This is a genomic window from Pseudarthrobacter sp. MDT1-40-2 (assembly GCF_059383595.1).
Genome location: NZ_JBWZCL010000001.1, coordinates 351366 through 367190, shown reverse-complemented (window position 1 = coordinate 367190; position 15825 = coordinate 351366). Strand labels below are relative to the sequence as shown.

Here is a 15825-nt window from a genome sequence, read left to right as displayed (position 1 = left end):
AGCAGGCGTCTCTCATGAGTGCGCCTGCTGCCGCCCGATGGCGTCCTACGCCGTCGCCAGTCCCGCCACCGGGGAGAGCCGCGCGGCACGCCGGGCCGGAACTACCGATGCCAGCAGTCCCGCCACCACTGCCACGGCCAGCACGGCCAGGAGCTGCAGCCAGGGGATCGACGGCGCCACGGTGGCCACGCTGCCCAGAGCGGACATGGCGCCCAGCCAGCCATAGATGCTGCCAAGTGTTGCGCCGATCAACGCCGCAACTCCGGCAACCAGGACCGCTTCCAGTGCCAGCATGGCGCGCAGCTGGCCGCGGGTCAGCCCCAGGGCCCGGAGCAGCGAGTTCTCCCTGGTCCGCTCCAGGACCGACAGGGACAAGGTGTTGGCCACCCCGATCAGGGCGATGACTACCGCCACGGCAAGCAGCCCGGTGACTACCAGCAACAGGACGTCGATGATTTCGTTGAAGGTGACCCGCTCCAGGGCGGCACCATTCACAGCACTCTCCGGCATGCCCAGAGCCTGGGCTACGGACGCCTGGATGTTCCGGACGTCGTCGCCGGACAGCTTGTTGTCCGATTCCCCGAGGCTGATCCACATTGCTTCTCCGGAGGTGGGCGAGGCGCCTTCCAGCAGCGGCTGGGCCGTCTCCGTGCTGATGAACGGCGGCAGGCCGCGGGCTTCGAGGACGACGGCGTCGAGGTCCAGTGTGGCCGTGCTTCCCTTCACGGTCGCTGGCCCGGCGGCGGAATCTTCCGGAAGGTAGATCTTGCCGGGCTCAACTGCCATCGACTGGTCGAGCAACAAGGCGGCTGCGCTGTCCGCGGGAATCGCGTAGACCGGCGTGCTGGCGCCATCCACGTCCAGCTGACCCACAATGGGCAGCAGTTCCGCTTTGGAGACACCGGAGATGGCACGGACCGCGTCGCGCTGCGCCACCGTCATGGCCGGGGCGGCGGGCTCTGTGCCTTCCGATGTGGCCGGGGAGGAGAGCGATACGGCGAGGTCCACCGGGTAGTTTTTGGCCAGCATCTGGTCAAAAGCGGTCCGTGACGAAGCCGCTCCGGTCATCATCAGCGTCACCAGGGTGACGCCGATCAGCAGTGCGGCAGCGGTCACGGAAGTCCGCCCGGGGTTCCGGACGGAGTTCAGCGCTGCCAGCCTGCCGGGAACTCCGGCCGGGGCAGCCAGTTTGCCCACCAGGGAAACCAGGCGCGGAATGAACAGGGTGGAGCACATCAGGACACCGAGGAATGACAGCAGGCCCCCGCCAAAGCCGATCACCAGCTGGCCCAGCAGGGCGCCGATCACCAGCAACGGAACGCCCAGAACAATGGCCAACAGCCCCAAGACCAGCCGCAGCTTGCCCTTCGTATTGCCCAGGCTGGCATCGTCGGCTGGCCGGAGCGCGGCCAGGGGCGCCACGGCAGTCGCCGCCCGTGCAGGGACATAGGCTGCTGCCACCGTCAGCAGGACGCCTGCCAGGAGGCCAACAATAATGGCCGACGGCGGGACGGCCAGCGTGGCAAACTGCCGGTCCGGCTGGGCTGCGGCCCATGACACCAGGCCGGCCATGAGCCCTGTTCCGGCGAGCACACCCAGCACGGAGGCCACGAAGCCAACCACCAGGGCTTCGGCCAGGACGGAGTTGCGCACCTGGTTCCGGCCGGCGCCGAGGCAGCGGAGCAGGGCAAGCTCCCGGGTCCGCTGTGCTACCAGGACGGCGAAGGTGTTGCTGACAACCAGTCCGGAGACCACCAGGGCGACAGCTGCGAAAGCCAGCAGGATGCCGGTCAACTGGTCCTGGCCCCCGGTCATTGAGGCCACTTGGTAGGTGACCTGTTCCGCGGCGGTCCTGACGGTGACGCCGGACTGTCCGGTGGCGCCGATGGAAGAAGTAAGTGCGTCTTTGAGTTGGCCGGTGTTGGTTCCCGGCAGTGCCGTGAGCTGGATGCTGTCCAGGGAAGTTTCACCGGCCGCGAGCGTCCCCACCGTGGGGGACAGTGCCAGAAGCTGGGGCAGCGCGGCACTGAACGGATCGGCGCTGGGCCGCAGCAATCCCGTGACCTGTAACGAAACGGTGGTTGGACCGTCCAGGGCCTGGAGCGCCAGGGTGTCACCGGTCTTGATCTCCAGCCGTTGCGCGGTGGTTGCGTCGACGGTGATGTCCGACGGCGTAGCCGGATAGGTGCCTTCGATCAGGACGGCGGTCTCAAGGCCTTCCGGGGCAAGGTTCCGGACCATCCCGACCGCTTCCTCACCCTTGGCGGTGAAGGCGGCGGGAGTGCGCTGGCTGCCATAGGTGGAGTCCACGCCTGCGGTGCCGGTTACGGCATCTAGAGCATCCTGGTCCAGGCTGTCGCCGTTGGGAACAATAACGAGGTCCGCTTTTTTGTAGGCCTCGCCGAGACTGGCGCCCAGCGAGGCGCTGGTGCTGGCGTTGACCATCAGTGTGGTGGAGAGGAATGCCACGGCAAGCATGACCGCGAGCCCGACGGCTACGAACCGCCGGCTGTGGGCGGTGAACTGGGAAAGTGCAACGCGAAGCATTGGCTATGCCCCCAGCTTGCCGAGGGCGGTCAGGACCGAGGCAGCGGTCGGCTCCAGTACCTCGCCCACCAGTTTTCCGTCACTCATCAGGACCACGCGGTCGGCGTAGCTGGCTGCCACCGGATCATGGGTCACCATGATGATGGTCTGGCCCAGCTCCCTGCTGCTGCGGCGCAAGAGGGCCAGTACTTCGCCGCCGACCGTCGAGTCCAGGTTTCCCGTGGGTTCGTCACCGAAAATGACGTCCGGGCGGGTCAGCAGGGCACGGGCCACAGCTACCCTTTGCTGCTGGCCGCCGGACAGTTCGTGCGGGCGGTGCTTGAGGCGGTCCTGCAGGCCCAGGGTGGTGACCACGTAGTCCAGCCACTCAGTGTCGCTGCGGCTGCCCGCCAGTGCCAGCGGCAGGGTGATGTTTTGTTCGGCAGTGAGGGTGGGAACCAGGTTGAACGCCTGGAAGACAAAGCCGATGCGTTCACGCCGCAGTGCCGTGAGTTCTTTGTCCTTGAGCCCGGTAATGTCTGTTCCGCCAACCAGGATGCTGCCGGTATCTGCGGTATCCAGGCCGGCAAGGCAATGCATGAGTGTTGATTTTCCCGAGCCCGATGGGCCCATAATCGCAGTAAAGCGGCCTGTATCGAAGTTGACGGAGACATCGCGGAGGGCGGTGACCCGCGTTTCGTTCCGGCCGTAGGTCTTTGAAACGGAAATGGCTTGGACGGCGGGTCCGGCGGCTGGTGCCTGGACGGGCCCGCCGTGGCTTGTGGGGGACTGTTGAACATTCGCGGAAGTGGTCATGATTCCACGCTATGTACCGCCGCCCGCACGGGAATCCTTCCGGGGGCCTGCTTTCGCGGACGCCGCCTCATACCGGGGTCTGAGACTGTACGCGGCCCGGGGTGTAAACGCTCCAGGCGGCACTGTCGGGTCCAGTGCCGGCGTCGCAGAACTCCGCCGTCCCTGGCCCGGTTTACGTCTTAGACGATGCTCCTTTGGCTGCTGTCCTTATGTTGTTGAGCGGGATCGTTCCGCGGCCGTTGTAGGGTCGTGGCTACCCAGGGGAGGCGGGTATGGCTTTGGTTGCCGTGCCGGACGGCTCGTGCGTGATGGCTTTGAAAGATGAATTCCGCGATTTCGTCCGCGGCGACTTCTTTGCAGCGCTGGCCGATGATGGCGCACAGTTCGGCTTCAAAAGTCACCTCTGAGGAGAATTTCAGGAGCATGGCCGGTTCATTCGGTCCGACTATGGCGGTGTTCGGTTTTGTAGCGGGAAGTTGTGGGGTTTATCCCTTCAAGGAAGGGGTCACCGTCGATGGCGGTGATCTCTTCGTGCCCCGCGGGGCCTTCGGCGACGCCGAAGAAGGGCTCAGCGCCGCCGGTTGAGAATCTGGCAATACGCGCATGCAGGTCCTGTTTACGTGTCGGCCGTGGCCGGGAAGCGGCTGGGTGCTCCGCTTGATTGGCGGGGGATCAGCGTTGGCAGTGACTTCCTGACCCGGGGTTCTTTCCCCGGATCGATGATGAGGTCGATGGCTGCTGTGGCGATTTGGTCGAGATGGACGTGGACGGAAGTCAGGGGAGTGGGGAGTCTGGAGGCGAGTGGGGTGTCGTTGTAGCCCACGAGAGCAAGGTCGTCCCCTACCCGGACGTTCTGATGGTGGGCGGCAGCCATGATTCCCATGGCGGTGTTGTCGTTGGCTGCAAAAATCGCTGTGGGGCGGCGGTTGGGGCTGAGGAGAGTTTCACCGGCGGTGTACCCGTTTTCGATGCCGTACCCTGCGGCGATGAGCCAATTGTCGGGCGGGTTGATGCCGGCTTCTTTCATCGCGCGGCGGGCGCCGGCGAGTCGGGCGGTGCCGGTGGAGGTAAAGGAAGGTCCTGTCACGACGGCGATGTCGCGGTGGCCGAGGTCGATCAGGTGGCGTGCGGCAAGGTATCCACCCATCTCGTCATCACCTAAGGCAGAAGGGCTGAAGCCGTCCGTGCGCAGCACCAGGGCGTGGGCCACGCCGCGTTCGCGTAAAAGGCGGGGGAGCTCATCGTCGAGCCTGGCAGTGGCCAGGATGAGGCCGTCCACGTTGCGGTCAAGCAGGGTTTCAGCGGCGCGGCGTTCGTCGTTGGGATCATCTCCGCTGGTCGCCACCATTGCAAAGTAGCCGCGGGAGGAGGCGGCCCGTTCGAGCTGTTCGAACATCAGGGCCATAACGGTGTCGCTGAGGCGGGGGACAAGAACGCCGAGGGTCCGGGTTTCACCCCGGCGGAGGCTGGAAGCGAAAGAGTTCCGGCGGTAGCCGAGTTCTTCGGCGATTTTTCGGACGTGCGCCGCCGCCGCGGAACGTGAAGTAGTGCGCTCATCCAGGGCACGGCTGGCGGTGGAGATGCTCACGCCGCTGGCTGCTGCGACGTCCTTCAGTGTGACGGCAGTGCCGTGGGCTACCGGTTCCATGGGCGTTCTCCTCTTTAGCAGGGGTCTAACAGACACTCTATTCCTCCTTCTTGCAAACGTTCTCTTGACAGTGAGCTGCGACACGTGCAAAATTGAAAGCGTTCCCGCAAACGTTTTCATTCGAGCGGGACTGCCGACCATCAATGAAGACAAGAAGGTAGCTGAAATGACACTCGATCTCCGCGGACTCAGCCCCGCACCTGTCACCCCGTTCACCGAAGATGGCGCTGTCGACTTCGCTGCAATCCAGCGTCTGGGTTCGTGGCTCGGATCGATTGAGGGCGTGAAGAGCCTCGTCGTCCTGGGGCACGCTGGTGAGGGTACGTTCCTTACCGAAGAAGAGCAGCTGGACGTCATCCGGGCGTTCGTGGCGTCGACCGACGGCCGTGTGCCGGTCGTGGCGGGCATCACGAAGGAGGGCAATAAGACCGCGGCTCTCGAGGCCAAGAAGGCCGCCGAGGCCGGCGCAGCGGCTGGTCTCGTCTACCCCTCGCACGGGTGGCTGCGCTTCGGCTTCCAGAAGGGCGCGCCGCAGGCGCGCTACCAGGAAATTTATGACGAGTCCGGTCTGCCGCTGATCATGTTTCAGTACCCCGACAACACCAAGGCGAACTACGACCTGGACACCCAGCTGGAGATCGCCGGCCAGGAGGGCGTCTTTGCCACGAAGAACGGTGTCCGGAACATGCGCCGGTGGTATACCGAGATCCCCGCATTGCGGGCCGCGTACCCTGAGCTGCAGGTGCTGTCCTGCCATGACGAGTACCTTCTGCCGACAATGTTCGATGTCGACGGTCTGCTCGTCGGCTACGGCAACATCGCCCCCGAACTGCTCGTCGAACTGATCGAGGCCGGCAAGGCACAGGACTACCCGCGTGCCCACGCAATCCATGAGCGGTTGCTCCCGGTGACCAAGAACGTTTACCACCGCGGCTCCCACATGGAAGGCACCGTGGCCTTGAAGTGGGGCCTCGTGAACCGAGGCATTCTGGACCACGCCACAGTGCGCACCCCGCTCCTGCCCCTGCCCGAGGGTGCCGATACCGAAATCGCGGAGGCCTTCGCCGCCGCAGACATCGGCAAGGTCACCGCCGCCGTCTAACTCGGCCCCTCCAGGGTCCTTTACGGGTGGCGGGCTCCTCGGCCCGCCGCCCGTTTCCCAGCTTTTTGCTCTCCACCCCGGGCCAATGACGCCCCCCAGCAACGTCGCTGTATAAGGAGGACTCGCCGATGCGCGAGCAGAATAAGACCATCACCAGCCCTGGACCTTGGGAAGAAGAGATGGCCACCCAGCAAGGAAACCAGCCCACCGGGACCACCAGGAAACGCACTTTCCTGGGCTACCTTGCCCTGATGGGCCCGGCTTTCGTCGTCGGAGCCTGGCAGTTCGGACCCGGCAATCTCACCACCGCGGTACAGGCCGGAAGCAGGTTCGACTACAGCCTTGTCTGGGTCATCGCAATCTCAACCATCCTGATGATCTTCTTCACCGATATGAGCGTCCGGCTCGGCATCGCAACGCCCACCTCCCTGATCACCTCCATCAAGGAACACCTGGGTAAGTGGGTTGGCGTCCTCGCAGGGTTCGGCGTCTTCGGCATCACGCTGATGTTCTCTGTCGGCAACGCGGTCGGGTCCGGTCTCGGACTCTCCCTGGTCTTCGGCGGATCTCCGATCGTGTGGACGGTCGTGTGCACTGCTGCAGTCGCCTTCGTCCTGGCCTTCAGGAACGTCTACGGGATCGTGGAAAAGGCCCTGCTGGTCATCGTTGTCCTCATGGGCCTGGCCTTCGTCGCCAGCACCGTCGTCGCCCAACCGGACTGGTACCGGTCCATGGCTGGTATGGTCCCGACGCTTCCCCCTGGCAGCGAAATCCTCATTGTCGCCCTCGTCGGCACCAACTTCTCCATCAACGCCGCCTTCTACACCTCCTACGGCATCAAGGAACACCGCCGCACCCGCGCCGACTACCGCGATATCACCCTCGTGGACACCATCCCCGGTATTGTCGCACCCGGCATCATGACAGCACTGGTCATCATGGTCGCCGCCGCAGTCCTGGGCAAAACCGGGGCGGAAGCAGGAACCATCAACGCCCTCGCCTCCGTCTTCGCACCTCTGGCAGGGCCTATCGGAGCCAAGGTCTTCGCCCTCGGCCTCTCCGGAGCAGCCTTCTCCTCCATGATCGCCAACGCCACCGCCGGCGGCACCATGCTCTCCGACGGCCTGGGCCGCGGGTCCAAAGCAGGATCACCCACCGCCCGCATCATCACCGGCATAATCCTCGCCTTCGGACTGATCATTACCCTGTCCTTCCAGTCATCACCCATAGGCCTGATCGTCATCGCCCAGGCCCTCACCGTACTCATCGCACCCCTGCTCGGAGTCCTCATCGTCATCATGGCCAACAAGACCGCCGTCATGGGGGAGCTCCGCAACAAATGGTGGCACAACCTCTTCGCCGCCATCGGCCTCATCGCGATCATCGCTCTGTCTATACGGCTCATCACACTCCTGATCAGTTAGCCGCCACCCACACCAGAAATGAACAGGAGTGATGCCCCCACCCATGATGGTGGGGGCATTACCCATGACCCCCAATGGTTAACCGCCGTGCGCGGTTAACCACCCATAACAGGGAAACCCTGACTTGAGATGAGCGTCCGGAACTCGTCAAGCATGACCGTGATTTGGCGATCAACGTCAAACTCATCTTCAACTGTCGCTGTGTTTAGTTCAGCGTCGAGCAGCACATTGAAGGCGTTGTAGGTGAAGTATAGCCGCCCGGTCTGCAACTGTTCGATTGCTGTGAGGAGTTGAGCTCTGACGAAGTCGTTCAGCTCCCCGGTCAAAAACTCGTCTAGGGGTGGCCGCAACATCAACCATCACCAAGCATGGTTTTCAGTGTCAGGATCACGCGTTGATTCAACCACATACGGTCGTCGAGACTGCCCAGTGCCTTCAGTGCCTTATCCCGAACGGTCAAAACTCTCTCAACTTAAGAAGGTAAACGGCGACCGGTGATGGATCGTTGACCAAGACCGTCGAGAGGGGTTTGGGCGCCGTTTACCCGCCCGGCAACAGGTTCAACTATCTTCGACCAACGCATGCGTCCTCAAAAGCGTGGGTGCCGGGCTGCTAGCGACCCGTCTGTGTGCGACCCGGCGGCGTCTGGTGGGGCCGCACAACTTTAGGCTCCGGAGGTGCGCTCCTCGATCATTCGGTCCACTTCCTCATCAGGCGGGCACGGCTGGTCGTCAATCGGGCACTGACGTTCACCGACGACCACGCCCATGCTTTCGACCGTCTCCACGCACATCGTGCAGATGTTGTGGGAGTGATGCATGATCGTCGGATTTTCCTCGACGTAGCCACAAATGGCCTTTCGCCAGTCCAGATCACGGCAGCAGACCATATGGGCGAAGTCCTCGGGGTTCTCGCCCAGCTCGTACTTGGTCTCCCACGCCGGGGCGCGGACCTGCTCCAGCCCTCCGGCTTCTTCCAGAACCCGCGGGTCCTCGGTTGCTGTCTCAGTCATTGCTCCCCCGTGTGTCGCCGTTTCTAGGAGAGCCTATGTTGCCTGCGGGGTTTCCAACAGCAGGAGGCGGGATAAGGAATCGACGTACGTGCGAAGCAGCTTAGATGAAGCATCAGAAACCTAGAAGACGCTCGCTATTTAGCAGGCCGTCACGGGTCCAGCTGGCTTTACTCCGCCGTTCTCTCCTCGCCACGAGAGATGTACTCGTCCAAGGCGCGCGCCTCAACACGCCACTGCCCCGACCCCAACCTGAATGGCAGGCAACTCACCAGAGCACACCAGGTCATAAGCCTGCGCGAAGGCAATATTCAGAACCTCGCAGACGTCAGCCAAGGTCAAAAATGCCCAACAGTCACAGTAAGCGGCCCTTGGTGAGTTCTTCAGTCACCCGGCCATCTTATGAGCTGATCACGGGCAGGGGAGGTCGACGCCAGTCAACAACGTCCGGATCGTGCTGCACCAGGAGACTCTCAAACGCCTCCCAGCCGTGCGTGCGAGCGAAGCTGGCCTCCTCTGGGAACAGAGGTACGAGCCCGGCCATGATGATCGGGCCGTCCGCGTCCTCGCAGGCGGCAAACCCATCGGGTTGGTAGTAGGGGCTGTATACGAGGAAGGCTTCGAGTCGGGTATCAGGATCGAGCGGCCCTCTGGGACCGATGACTTCTCCTCGAAGCGGAGCGCGCCCTTCGTGGATCACTTCCTCCACGAGCCGCTGCATGATCGAAGGAACGTACCGCTCAAAGTGGCCGCGGCGGACCATCATCAGGAATTCCATCCGAATCGACGCCTTGCCCGGCAAGGCCAGTGCATGTCGACTCAGTCCCAGGGTCGAGTAGGCAGCAACGCCGTCCAAGGGTCCGTTATCGAATTTGAGGACTTGGGCGCGCTGCGGGTTTCCGTCCGCATCTTTGGACCAGCCCCCGGAGATTGTGCCCAGATAGCGTTCAAGGTGCTCGACAAGGTGTGGCATTACTGTTCCTTCCTAACCTCGTTGCCCGCGGCACCCAACCCAGGGAATTTTGGCGATGACTCCGAGAGCAAGCGGGACGACCTGCCTGCCCCATGGCCAGCAAACGGGGGAAGATGTTTCATCGGCCAGCCTACCGGCGCCCCGACATCCTCACGAGCCTCGCACAAACATACGCAGCTAATGGCGCTCCTCCCCTTTCATTCCGGGAACAAATCGCACCAGTCCCGAAAACGGGCGAGATAGCTGCGTCCTCCGACCGGAATGGCGGCGTACCCAGTGCTGTTCTGACGCTTCGAAACTCTAGCGATATGGCACACCTAGATTATGAGGCACGTCTGAGGGCTTGTGGTGCGACTTGGCATCGCGTAAGCGAAACCCTCTACGGGACAGTTCGCCGAGGTTGGGGACGATCTGGTTGAAGGTTAGGACTGGGTTAGGTAGACGATGGTCATCCCTGAGAAACCCAGGACCCCTGAGGTGATCATGAGTGGAACAAGAATGCCTCATGTTCAACGAAGATCTTCTCGCATCCGGCCGCTTCGAGAACGTCTGTTTGTCCTTCTGGAACAGACCCAGTTCAGGTATTCGGTAAACGACTTCGCGAAGATGCGCCATAGGGACGGTGTCGGACGAAAGAAGGGCCAAGGTCCATCGGCAGAATACGCTGACGGTTCACGATGCATCTACAGCAAGGCACACAACCGCCACGTCTACACGCAGGCCTACATTGCCGCGCTGATCCAGGAACTCCGCGACCCCGCCCGGCACGAAGCCGCTTTGGGAAGGGCGCCCGAAGTACCCGTCTCCCCCGCCTAGTCCGATGCTTTACAACCGGAATCTTCCATGCTCATCAGAGGCTCTGTTGTCACTTGTTGAGAATAATCGGAATGATACACATTGGTGAGACGAACCGCAGGAATTTCACCGCAGATGCTGGGCTCTGAACCGCAGCGGTAAGTGGCCTGGTTCTCGCAGCGTTATTTGTCGCGCTCCACGGGAGGACGCGATGAGTCTCGGTCAGCGAGCTCCCCGGGCGAGAACGCCCGAGATGAGTAGCTGAACGAGAACGGCGGCCTCATACCGGGCGTCACCCGCTGCGCCAATGCAGAGGTTCCCGATGCCTTTGAGCACGTTGTAAGCATCAATCGGCGGCGTCTCCCCAACGGACTCGAGCGCTGCATCGAGGAGCGAGCCGCAGACAGGGACGAGGCGGTCGACGAAGTAGGTGTGCAGGGCGTCGGAACCCGCGCTGTCACCCTGCATCGCGCCGGCGAGCCCATGCTTGGTGACCAGGAAATCAACGAATAAGGCCACCCAGGCCCGCAAGGCTGCCTCGGGCGTTGCGCTCTCCGTCAGCAGGCGCGGGCCGGCGTCTGCGCACGTCTCGACCTGGTGCCGGTACACCGCAACCACAAGCTCCGAACGCGTCGGGAAGTGACGGTAGATGGTCCCCACACCGACGTCAGCTTTCGCGGCTATCTCCCGCACCGGGGCATCGACACCGGATGTCACGAACACGGCTGCTGCTGCGTCGAGTAACGCCTGCTCACTCCGACGCGGACGACCCACTTGCTTGGGCCGTGCAGCGCGCGACTGCTCACTCTGGGCCTCAGCCATGCGCCCTCCTACCTCACTCGACGACCGATACTTGAATTACGGAGCATAGTTCCGTAATGTTGCGGAACGACGCTCCGATACCCAGTATCGCAGAGCGCAGCAACCCTTAGGAAGGAACTTGCCATGACCTCATCCATCGTCGACACACTGAACGGCATTATTGGCGCCGGCACTCCGGTCGTCTCTGTCGCCCCGGTGGAGTTGTCCGCGCCCGGCCGGGCGGTCCCGCTGGAAGTGCGAGTGTCAGCCCCAGCGACGGGTTCGAACCTCCCCGTCGTGGTGTTCTCCCATGGCAACGGCTGGAACCTCGACGGTTACGCGCCGCTCACGGCGTTCTGGGCCTCTCGTGGGTTCGTCGTGATCCAGCCCACGCACCTGGACTCTCGCCGGAACGGGTTCGGGTTCGATCACACGGTGTTCCCCACGATCTGGACCGAACGGATCGCGGATCTCACGCGCATCCTTGACCAGCTCGACACCATCGAGGCCGCCGTCCCCGGACTTGCCGGCCGCATCGACCGCAGTCGCGTTGCCGCGACCGGTCACTCCTGGGGCGGACAAACCGCGCAGTCGCTGCTCGGCGCACGAATCTTCGATGAAGCGGGTCAGGTCGGCGAGGACATGTCAGACAGCCGCGTCACCGCAGGCATCCTCTTCGCAGCAACCGGTGTCGGCGGCGACGATCTGCACCCGTTTGCGCAGGCGAACTTCCCCTTCATGCGCCCGTCGTTCCAGGAGCTCACCGCGCCGACCCTCGTCGTCGCTGGTGACCACGACCAGTCCAAGATGTCCAGCCGCGGACCGGACTGGTTTACCGATGCCTACACTCACAGCCCCGGCGCTACGGACCTCCTCACTTTCTACGGTGCCGAGCACGCGCTAGGGGGGATCGTCGGATACGAAGTCGCCGAGACCACCGACGAGAACCCCGAGCGGGTCGCCGTCATCCAGCGGATGAGCACCGCCTACCTGCGCGCCGCTCTCCACGTCGACGAGAGCAGCTGGCCCACTGCCCGTGCCGCATTCAGTGACAGCACCGATCCGATCGGCCGCGTCGACAGTAAGTGATAGCTGCGGTTCCGTCGCTCGCCATGTGCCCCGGCTCCTGGGGAGGGGCCGGGCGTCGGGACTCAATGAAACGAACACGTTGCGCTGGCGTCCGTGAACGACCGTTCAAGAGACATCGACAAACCTTGCTCCCGGTTCCGGCGTGTCCTGTCTCATGACCCGTGTCCACTTTCTATGTATCGGCGGCGGCGTTTGCGTTACATTTGAGCGTGGCTTTAATCGGAAAGCGCGTGTATCAACCAGGGACCAGAATCCCGAAGGACAAACGGACGTTCTCAAAGCTGCCGGATGCGAGAAAATCTTCGTTGAACATGCCTCCGGTGTCCTCGCCCGACGGCTGGCTCTTGACCAGGTGCTTGATTACGTCCGGGACGGCGACACCTTGGTCGTCACAAAGCTGGACCGGCTGGGCCGCTCGGTGCGTAACCTCAAACGGGTCGCAGAGGAACTGCAGCAGCGCGGGATCGGCCTTCGTGCACTGTCGCAGGGAATTGACACGACGACACCCGGCGGCCGTCTGTTTTTCCACAGGTATCGGGAGGGTGGCACAGTCGCCAGCCTGGAGCGTCTGCCTCGGTCTGATCGGGGCAAGCGCGAGCTCCCACAAGAGTTCATCGACGCGGTCGAAGGACTTGCTTTGCGCCGTCCCGCACCAACAGCTGCATTCATTTACCGCAGGATCGCCGACATTGCTTCAGCCCGCGGTATCCCTGCCCCGAGCTATTCGACAATCCGGACGCTGGTAGCTGGTATCGATCCGGGCCTCCGAACGCTCGCGCAGGACGGTGACGCCGCCTATCGGGACACCTTTGAGCTGGTCTATCGCCGTACCGCCGGCCGCCCGAACGAGCAGTGGCAGGCCGACCATACACTCCTCGACATCGAGATCATCGACGCCAAGGGAGGCACTGCGCGGCCTTGGCTCACGGTCGTTCTCGATGACTACTCCCGCGCAGTTGCCGGCTACACAGTATTCATCGGGGCGCCAAGCGCTGAGCAGACTGCCCTGGCGCTTCACCAGGCCGTACGTGGAAAAGGGAACCAGTGCTGGCCCGTCATGGGGTTACCGGACTTGCTGTACAGCGATCACGGCACGGATTTCACCTCCGCCCGACTGGAGCGAGTCTGCCTCGATACCCACATTCAACTGATCCACTCCAGACCCGGGGTACCGCAAGGCCGAGGAAAAATCGAACGGTTCTACCGCACCGTCACCACAGAACTCCTGCCGCACCTTCCCGGCTACATCCCGCACCACACGCGAGGTCGGCCAACCAGCCCACCTGAACTGACCTTGCAGCAACTCGATCGGATCCTCGAGGCATTCATCGTCTCGGAGTACAACCACCGTCGGCATTCATCAACGAATCAGGCGCCCGTGCAGCGGTGGTCCGCTTCAGGGTTCATTCCCAAAATGCCGACGCACCCGGAAGACCTCGACTTGCTCCTGCTGACCGTAGCCACGGCCAGGAAAGTGCAGCGCGATGGCATCCAATTCGCCTCCACCCGCTACGTTTCTCCCGTGTTGGCCGCCTACGTAGGTGAACAGGTCACCGTCCGTTATGACCCTCGGCACATCGGAGAAATCCGTGTCTACTTCGACGACACGTTCCTTTGCCGGGCAATCGCCCCCGAGCTGGCAACAGAATCGATCACCCTTGAGCAGCTACGCGACGCCAGGGCCAACCGGAAACGCGAGCTCAAACACCAGCTGCACGAGCGGCGTAGCCTGGCCGACGCTCTGCCCGCTGACACCCGCTACGCACCCACGACGCCCGAAGTGCTTCCAGCCCCCTCTGAAGCCCCACCCGTTCCCGAACCTGCTCAACGACACAAGCTGCGTGTTTATGAAACCGATTAATCCTGGCAAGCGCACGCTTCTGGACGGAAAGGATGATGGCAGTAGATTCCTAATGTACAAACTAGGCGAGATAAACAGCGCGGCCCCACCACCGCCTTCTGACCAGCCAGCCTTCCTGGCTACCAGAGAACACCGCCGCTTCACCGAGTTTGCCAACACCGTTCGCACCCACCGTTACATCGGCCTCTGCTGGGGCCCGGCAGAAGTCGGCAAAACACTATCGGCCCGCCACTACGCAGCATGAATGAATGGGACGCCTGGCAATCCGCCCTTACTGAAAAGGTTGCACCGGTTCCGGAGAGAATCCTTGAAGCACGGACAGCGTTTTACACCCCCACCGTCGCCGCAACCGTCCGGCAAATCGACCAAGGGCTACCGAACGCGTGCCAGCAGATCTCTTACGCGGTGGACTACGCCGAACATGGACCCTGAAGACAACCTCGGGTACTCAACCGCTGTCGCGACCATCGCCAGAATTACAGGCGGAAACTTCCGTCTCGTGGATAGGCTGCTCACCCAAATACGGAGGATACTAACGCTCAACCACCTCGACGCACTCACACCGGAAGTCGTCGACGCAGCCAGGGAAACACTCCTTATAGGCCACTAAGCCGTGCATTTTTCGGGCCAAATAGCTCTGCGATTCACACTCACTGCCCAGGCGGCGTCACTCCGGCCACCGTGGAGCAGACTGTAGCTGCGGAGACGAGCTCCCTCAGCTACAATGCGGACTCCGCTACCTACACCTTCGTGTGGAAGACACAGAAAACTTGGGCGGGAACCTGCCGGCAGTTCGAACTGCGGCTGGATGACGGCACCCTGCACACGGCGCTGTTCGACTTCCGAAGGTGAGAGGTTCAGCCCAACTTCAAAGAACGGCGATTCCGCAGGCAGAGCCGCACCCGCGCTGCGGCTCTGACTTCACTTCGTCCCACACCAATGACCGCTGTAGAGGCTCGAAAGCGACAATTTACCGGCCGGTGGAGGGGGCGCGGCGTCTCAAAAAGCTGTAATTGTCTAAGACAGGCCGGTCTGTCCGCCCAGAGGCATCAGGAGCCGGGAGTGACGACACCTGTCTCGTAGGCGATCACCACCGCCTGCACCCGGTCCCGCGCGCCCAGTTTGGCCAGGATGTGCCCAACATGGGTTTTGACCGTTGCCTCTGAGACAAACAGCCTGGTAGCAATCTCGGGGTTGGACTGGCCCAGTGCGATGAGTTCGAAGACCTCCCGTTCGCGGGCAGTCAGGCGTTCGACGGCGGCATGGTGTTCCGGGCTCTGCGAACCCTTGGTGCGGAGCAGGGGAGCAACGTGGTCCAGCAGCCGCCGGGTGGTTGACGGCGCAATGACGGCATCGCCGCGGTGGACCGTGCGGATGGCCTCCAAAAGTTCCTCCGGGGGCGCGTCTTTGAGCAGGAAGCCGCTGGCGCCGGCCTGGATGGCGGCCAAAGCGTATTCATCCAGATCGAACGTGGTCAGGACCACCACCTTGAGTTCACTTCGGCGGGACCCTGCCGGAGCCGCGGTCGCCTGCTCCATTAACTGCCGCGTGGCCTCGATGCCATCCATGCCAGGCATGCGTACGTCCATGAGCACGACGTCAACAGCCGTAGCTGCCAGGGACTGGACCGCTTCGATCCCGTTTCCGGCTTCCACGACCACGGATAGGTCTGGCTGGGAGTTGATCAGCATGCCCAGCCCGGACCGCACCAATTGCTGGTCGTCCACAAGGGCCACCCTGATTTTTCCGTTTTCTGTGCCGTTGGCTGCTTCTGGGGCCAT

General features: G+C 62.8%; 15 protein-coding genes and 1 pseudogene. 6 read left to right on the top strand and 10 right to left on the bottom strand.

Annotation, left to right across the window (positions count from 1 at the left end):
- Positions 1 to 45: 45 nt before the first annotated feature.
- From AC50X5_RS01740 to AC50X5_RS01720, 5 genes are all read right to left on the bottom strand, one after another.
- On the bottom strand, positions 46 to 2547 hold the full coding sequence (locus AC50X5_RS01740) for an ABC transporter permease (protein WP_494974451.1): 2502 nt from the start codon (positions 2545 to 2547) through the stop codon (positions 46 to 48).
- Between the two features lie 3 nt (positions 2548 to 2550).
- Positions 2551 to 3342 (bottom strand): ABC transporter ATP-binding protein, encoded by a 792-nt coding sequence (locus tag AC50X5_RS01735; protein WP_494974450.1) that lies wholly within the window; start codon positions 3340 to 3342, stop codon positions 2551 to 2553.
- A gap of 179 nt (positions 3343 to 3521) precedes the next feature.
- Positions 3522 to 3767, bottom strand: a complete 246-nt coding sequence (locus AC50X5_RS01730) for a hypothetical protein (protein ID WP_494974449.1) — start codon at positions 3765 to 3767, stop codon at positions 3522 to 3524.
- Between the two features lie 7 nt (positions 3768 to 3774).
- Positions 3775 to 3939, bottom strand: coding sequence for an Rv2993c-like domain-containing protein (locus AC50X5_RS01725; protein ID WP_494975201.1), 165 nt, complete (start codon positions 3937 to 3939; stop codon positions 3775 to 3777).
- A gap of 19 nt (positions 3940 to 3958) precedes the next feature.
- On the bottom strand, positions 3959 to 4990 hold the full coding sequence (locus tag AC50X5_RS01720) for a LacI family DNA-binding transcriptional regulator (RefSeq protein WP_494974448.1): 1032 nt from the start codon (positions 4988 to 4990) through the stop codon (positions 3959 to 3961).
- A gap of 166 nt (positions 4991 to 5156) precedes the next feature.
- On the opposite strand from AC50X5_RS01720, the gene AC50X5_RS01715 reads away from it, so the two are divergent.
- The gene (locus tag AC50X5_RS01715) at positions 5157 to 6092 is read left to right on the top strand and encodes a dihydrodipicolinate synthase family protein (protein WP_494974447.1); all 936 of its coding nucleotides are present in this window, start codon (positions 5157 to 5159) and stop codon (positions 6090 to 6092) included.
- A gap of 128 nt (positions 6093 to 6220) precedes the next feature.
- Positions 6221 to 7516 carry an Nramp family divalent metal transporter gene (locus tag AC50X5_RS01710; protein ID WP_494974446.1) on the top strand — a complete coding sequence of 432 codons (1296 nt, stop codon included), beginning with the start codon at positions 6221 to 6223 and terminating at the stop codon, positions 7514 to 7516.
- 664 nt (positions 7517 to 8180) lie between these two features.
- Here AC50X5_RS01710 and AC50X5_RS01705 read toward each other — a convergent pair.
- From AC50X5_RS01705 to AC50X5_RS01695, 3 genes and pseudogenes are all read right to left on the bottom strand, one after another.
- Positions 8181 to 8528 carry a hypothetical protein gene (locus AC50X5_RS01705; RefSeq protein ID WP_494974445.1) on the bottom strand — a complete coding sequence of 116 codons (348 nt, stop codon included), beginning with the start codon at positions 8526 to 8528 and terminating at the stop codon, positions 8181 to 8183.
- A gap of 167 nt (positions 8529 to 8695) precedes the next feature.
- A pseudogene (locus AC50X5_RS01700) lies at positions 8696 to 8912 on the bottom strand (helix-turn-helix domain-containing protein).
- Positions 8913 to 8925: 13 nt separating this feature from the next.
- Positions 8926 to 9498 (bottom strand): suppressor of fused domain protein, encoded by a 573-nt coding sequence (locus AC50X5_RS01695; RefSeq protein WP_494974444.1) that lies wholly within the window; start codon positions 9496 to 9498, stop codon positions 8926 to 8928.
- Between the two features lie 606 nt (positions 9499 to 10104).
- Here AC50X5_RS01695 and AC50X5_RS01690 point away from each other — a divergent pair.
- Complete coding sequence (locus AC50X5_RS01690) at positions 10105 to 10314, top strand: hypothetical protein (protein WP_494974443.1); 210 nt, start codon at positions 10105 to 10107, stop codon at positions 10312 to 10314.
- Between the two features lie 201 nt (positions 10315 to 10515).
- Here AC50X5_RS01690 and AC50X5_RS01685 read toward each other — a convergent pair whose 3' ends face one another.
- The gene (locus AC50X5_RS01685) at positions 10516 to 11115 is read right to left on the bottom strand and encodes a TetR/AcrR family transcriptional regulator (RefSeq protein WP_493983462.1); all 600 of its coding nucleotides are present in this window, start codon (positions 11113 to 11115) and stop codon (positions 10516 to 10518) included.
- A 123-nt stretch (positions 11116 to 11238) separates the two neighbouring features.
- Here AC50X5_RS01685 and AC50X5_RS01680 point away from each other — a divergent pair, with 123 nt between their 5' ends.
- The 3 genes from AC50X5_RS01680 (at position 11239) to AC50X5_RS01670 (ending at position 14896) form a co-directional block, all read left to right on the top strand.
- Positions 11239 to 12183 carry an alpha/beta hydrolase family protein gene (locus AC50X5_RS01680; protein ID WP_494974442.1) on the top strand — a complete coding sequence of 315 codons (945 nt, stop codon included), beginning with the start codon at positions 11239 to 11241 and terminating at the stop codon, positions 12181 to 12183.
- A gap of 154 nt (positions 12184 to 12337) precedes the next feature.
- On the top strand, positions 12338 to 14044 hold the full coding sequence (locus AC50X5_RS01675; RefSeq protein WP_494974441.1) for a TnsB C-terminal domain-containing protein: 1707 nt from the start codon (positions 12338 to 12340) through the stop codon (positions 14042 to 14044).
- Between the two features lie 642 nt (positions 14045 to 14686).
- Positions 14687 to 14896 (top strand): PxKF domain-containing protein, encoded by a 210-nt coding sequence (locus AC50X5_RS01670; RefSeq protein ID WP_494975200.1) that lies wholly within the window; start codon positions 14687 to 14689, stop codon positions 14894 to 14896.
- Between the two features lie 197 nt (positions 14897 to 15093).
- On the opposite strand, the gene AC50X5_RS01665 is transcribed toward AC50X5_RS01670, so the two are convergent.
- Positions 15094 to 15825 (bottom strand): response regulator, encoded by a 732-nt coding sequence (locus AC50X5_RS01665; protein ID WP_494974440.1) that lies wholly within the window; start codon positions 15823 to 15825, stop codon positions 15094 to 15096.

Coding starts and splice junctions, on each gene's coding strand:
- AC50X5_RS01740 (WP_494974451.1), bottom strand. CDS start 2,547: ATGCTTCGCGTTGCACTTTCCCAGTTCACCGCCCACAGCCGGCGGTTC.
- AC50X5_RS01735 (WP_494974450.1), bottom strand. CDS start 3,342: ATGACCACTTCCGCGAATGTTCAACAGTCCCCCACAAGCCACGGCGGG.
- AC50X5_RS01730 (WP_494974449.1), bottom strand. CDS start 3,767: ATGCTCCTGAAATTCTCCTCAGAGGTGACTTTTGAAGCCGAACTGTGC.
- AC50X5_RS01720 (WP_494974448.1), bottom strand. CDS start 4,990: ATGGAACCGGTAGCCCACGGCACTGCCGTCACACTGAAGGACGTCGCA.
- AC50X5_RS01715 (WP_494974447.1), top strand. CDS start 5,157: ATGACACTCGATCTCCGCGGACTCAGCCCCGCACCTGTCACCCCGTTC.
- AC50X5_RS01710 (WP_494974446.1), top strand. CDS start 6,221: ATGCGCGAGCAGAATAAGACCATCACCAGCCCTGGACCTTGGGAAGAA.
- AC50X5_RS01705 (WP_494974445.1), bottom strand. CDS start 8,528: ATGACTGAGACAGCAACCGAGGACCCGCGGGTTCTGGAAGAAGCCGGA.
- AC50X5_RS01695 (WP_494974444.1), bottom strand. CDS start 9,498: ATGCCACACCTTGTCGAGCACCTTGAACGCTATCTGGGCACAATCTCC.
- AC50X5_RS01690 (WP_494974443.1), top strand. CDS start 10,105: ATGCGCCATAGGGACGGTGTCGGACGAAAGAAGGGCCAAGGTCCATCG.
- AC50X5_RS01685 (WP_493983462.1), bottom strand. CDS start 11,115: ATGGCTGAGGCCCAGAGTGAGCAGTCGCGCGCTGCACGGCCCAAGCAA.
- AC50X5_RS01680 (WP_494974442.1), top strand. CDS start 11,239: ATGACCTCATCCATCGTCGACACACTGAACGGCATTATTGGCGCCGGC.
- AC50X5_RS01675 (WP_494974441.1), top strand. CDS start 12,338: ATGACCCGTGTCCACTTTCTATGTATCGGCGGCGGCGTTTGCGTTACA.
- AC50X5_RS01665 (WP_494974440.1), bottom strand. CDS start 15,825: ATGGCCCCAGAAGCAGCCAACGGCACAGAAAACGGAAAAATCAGGGTG.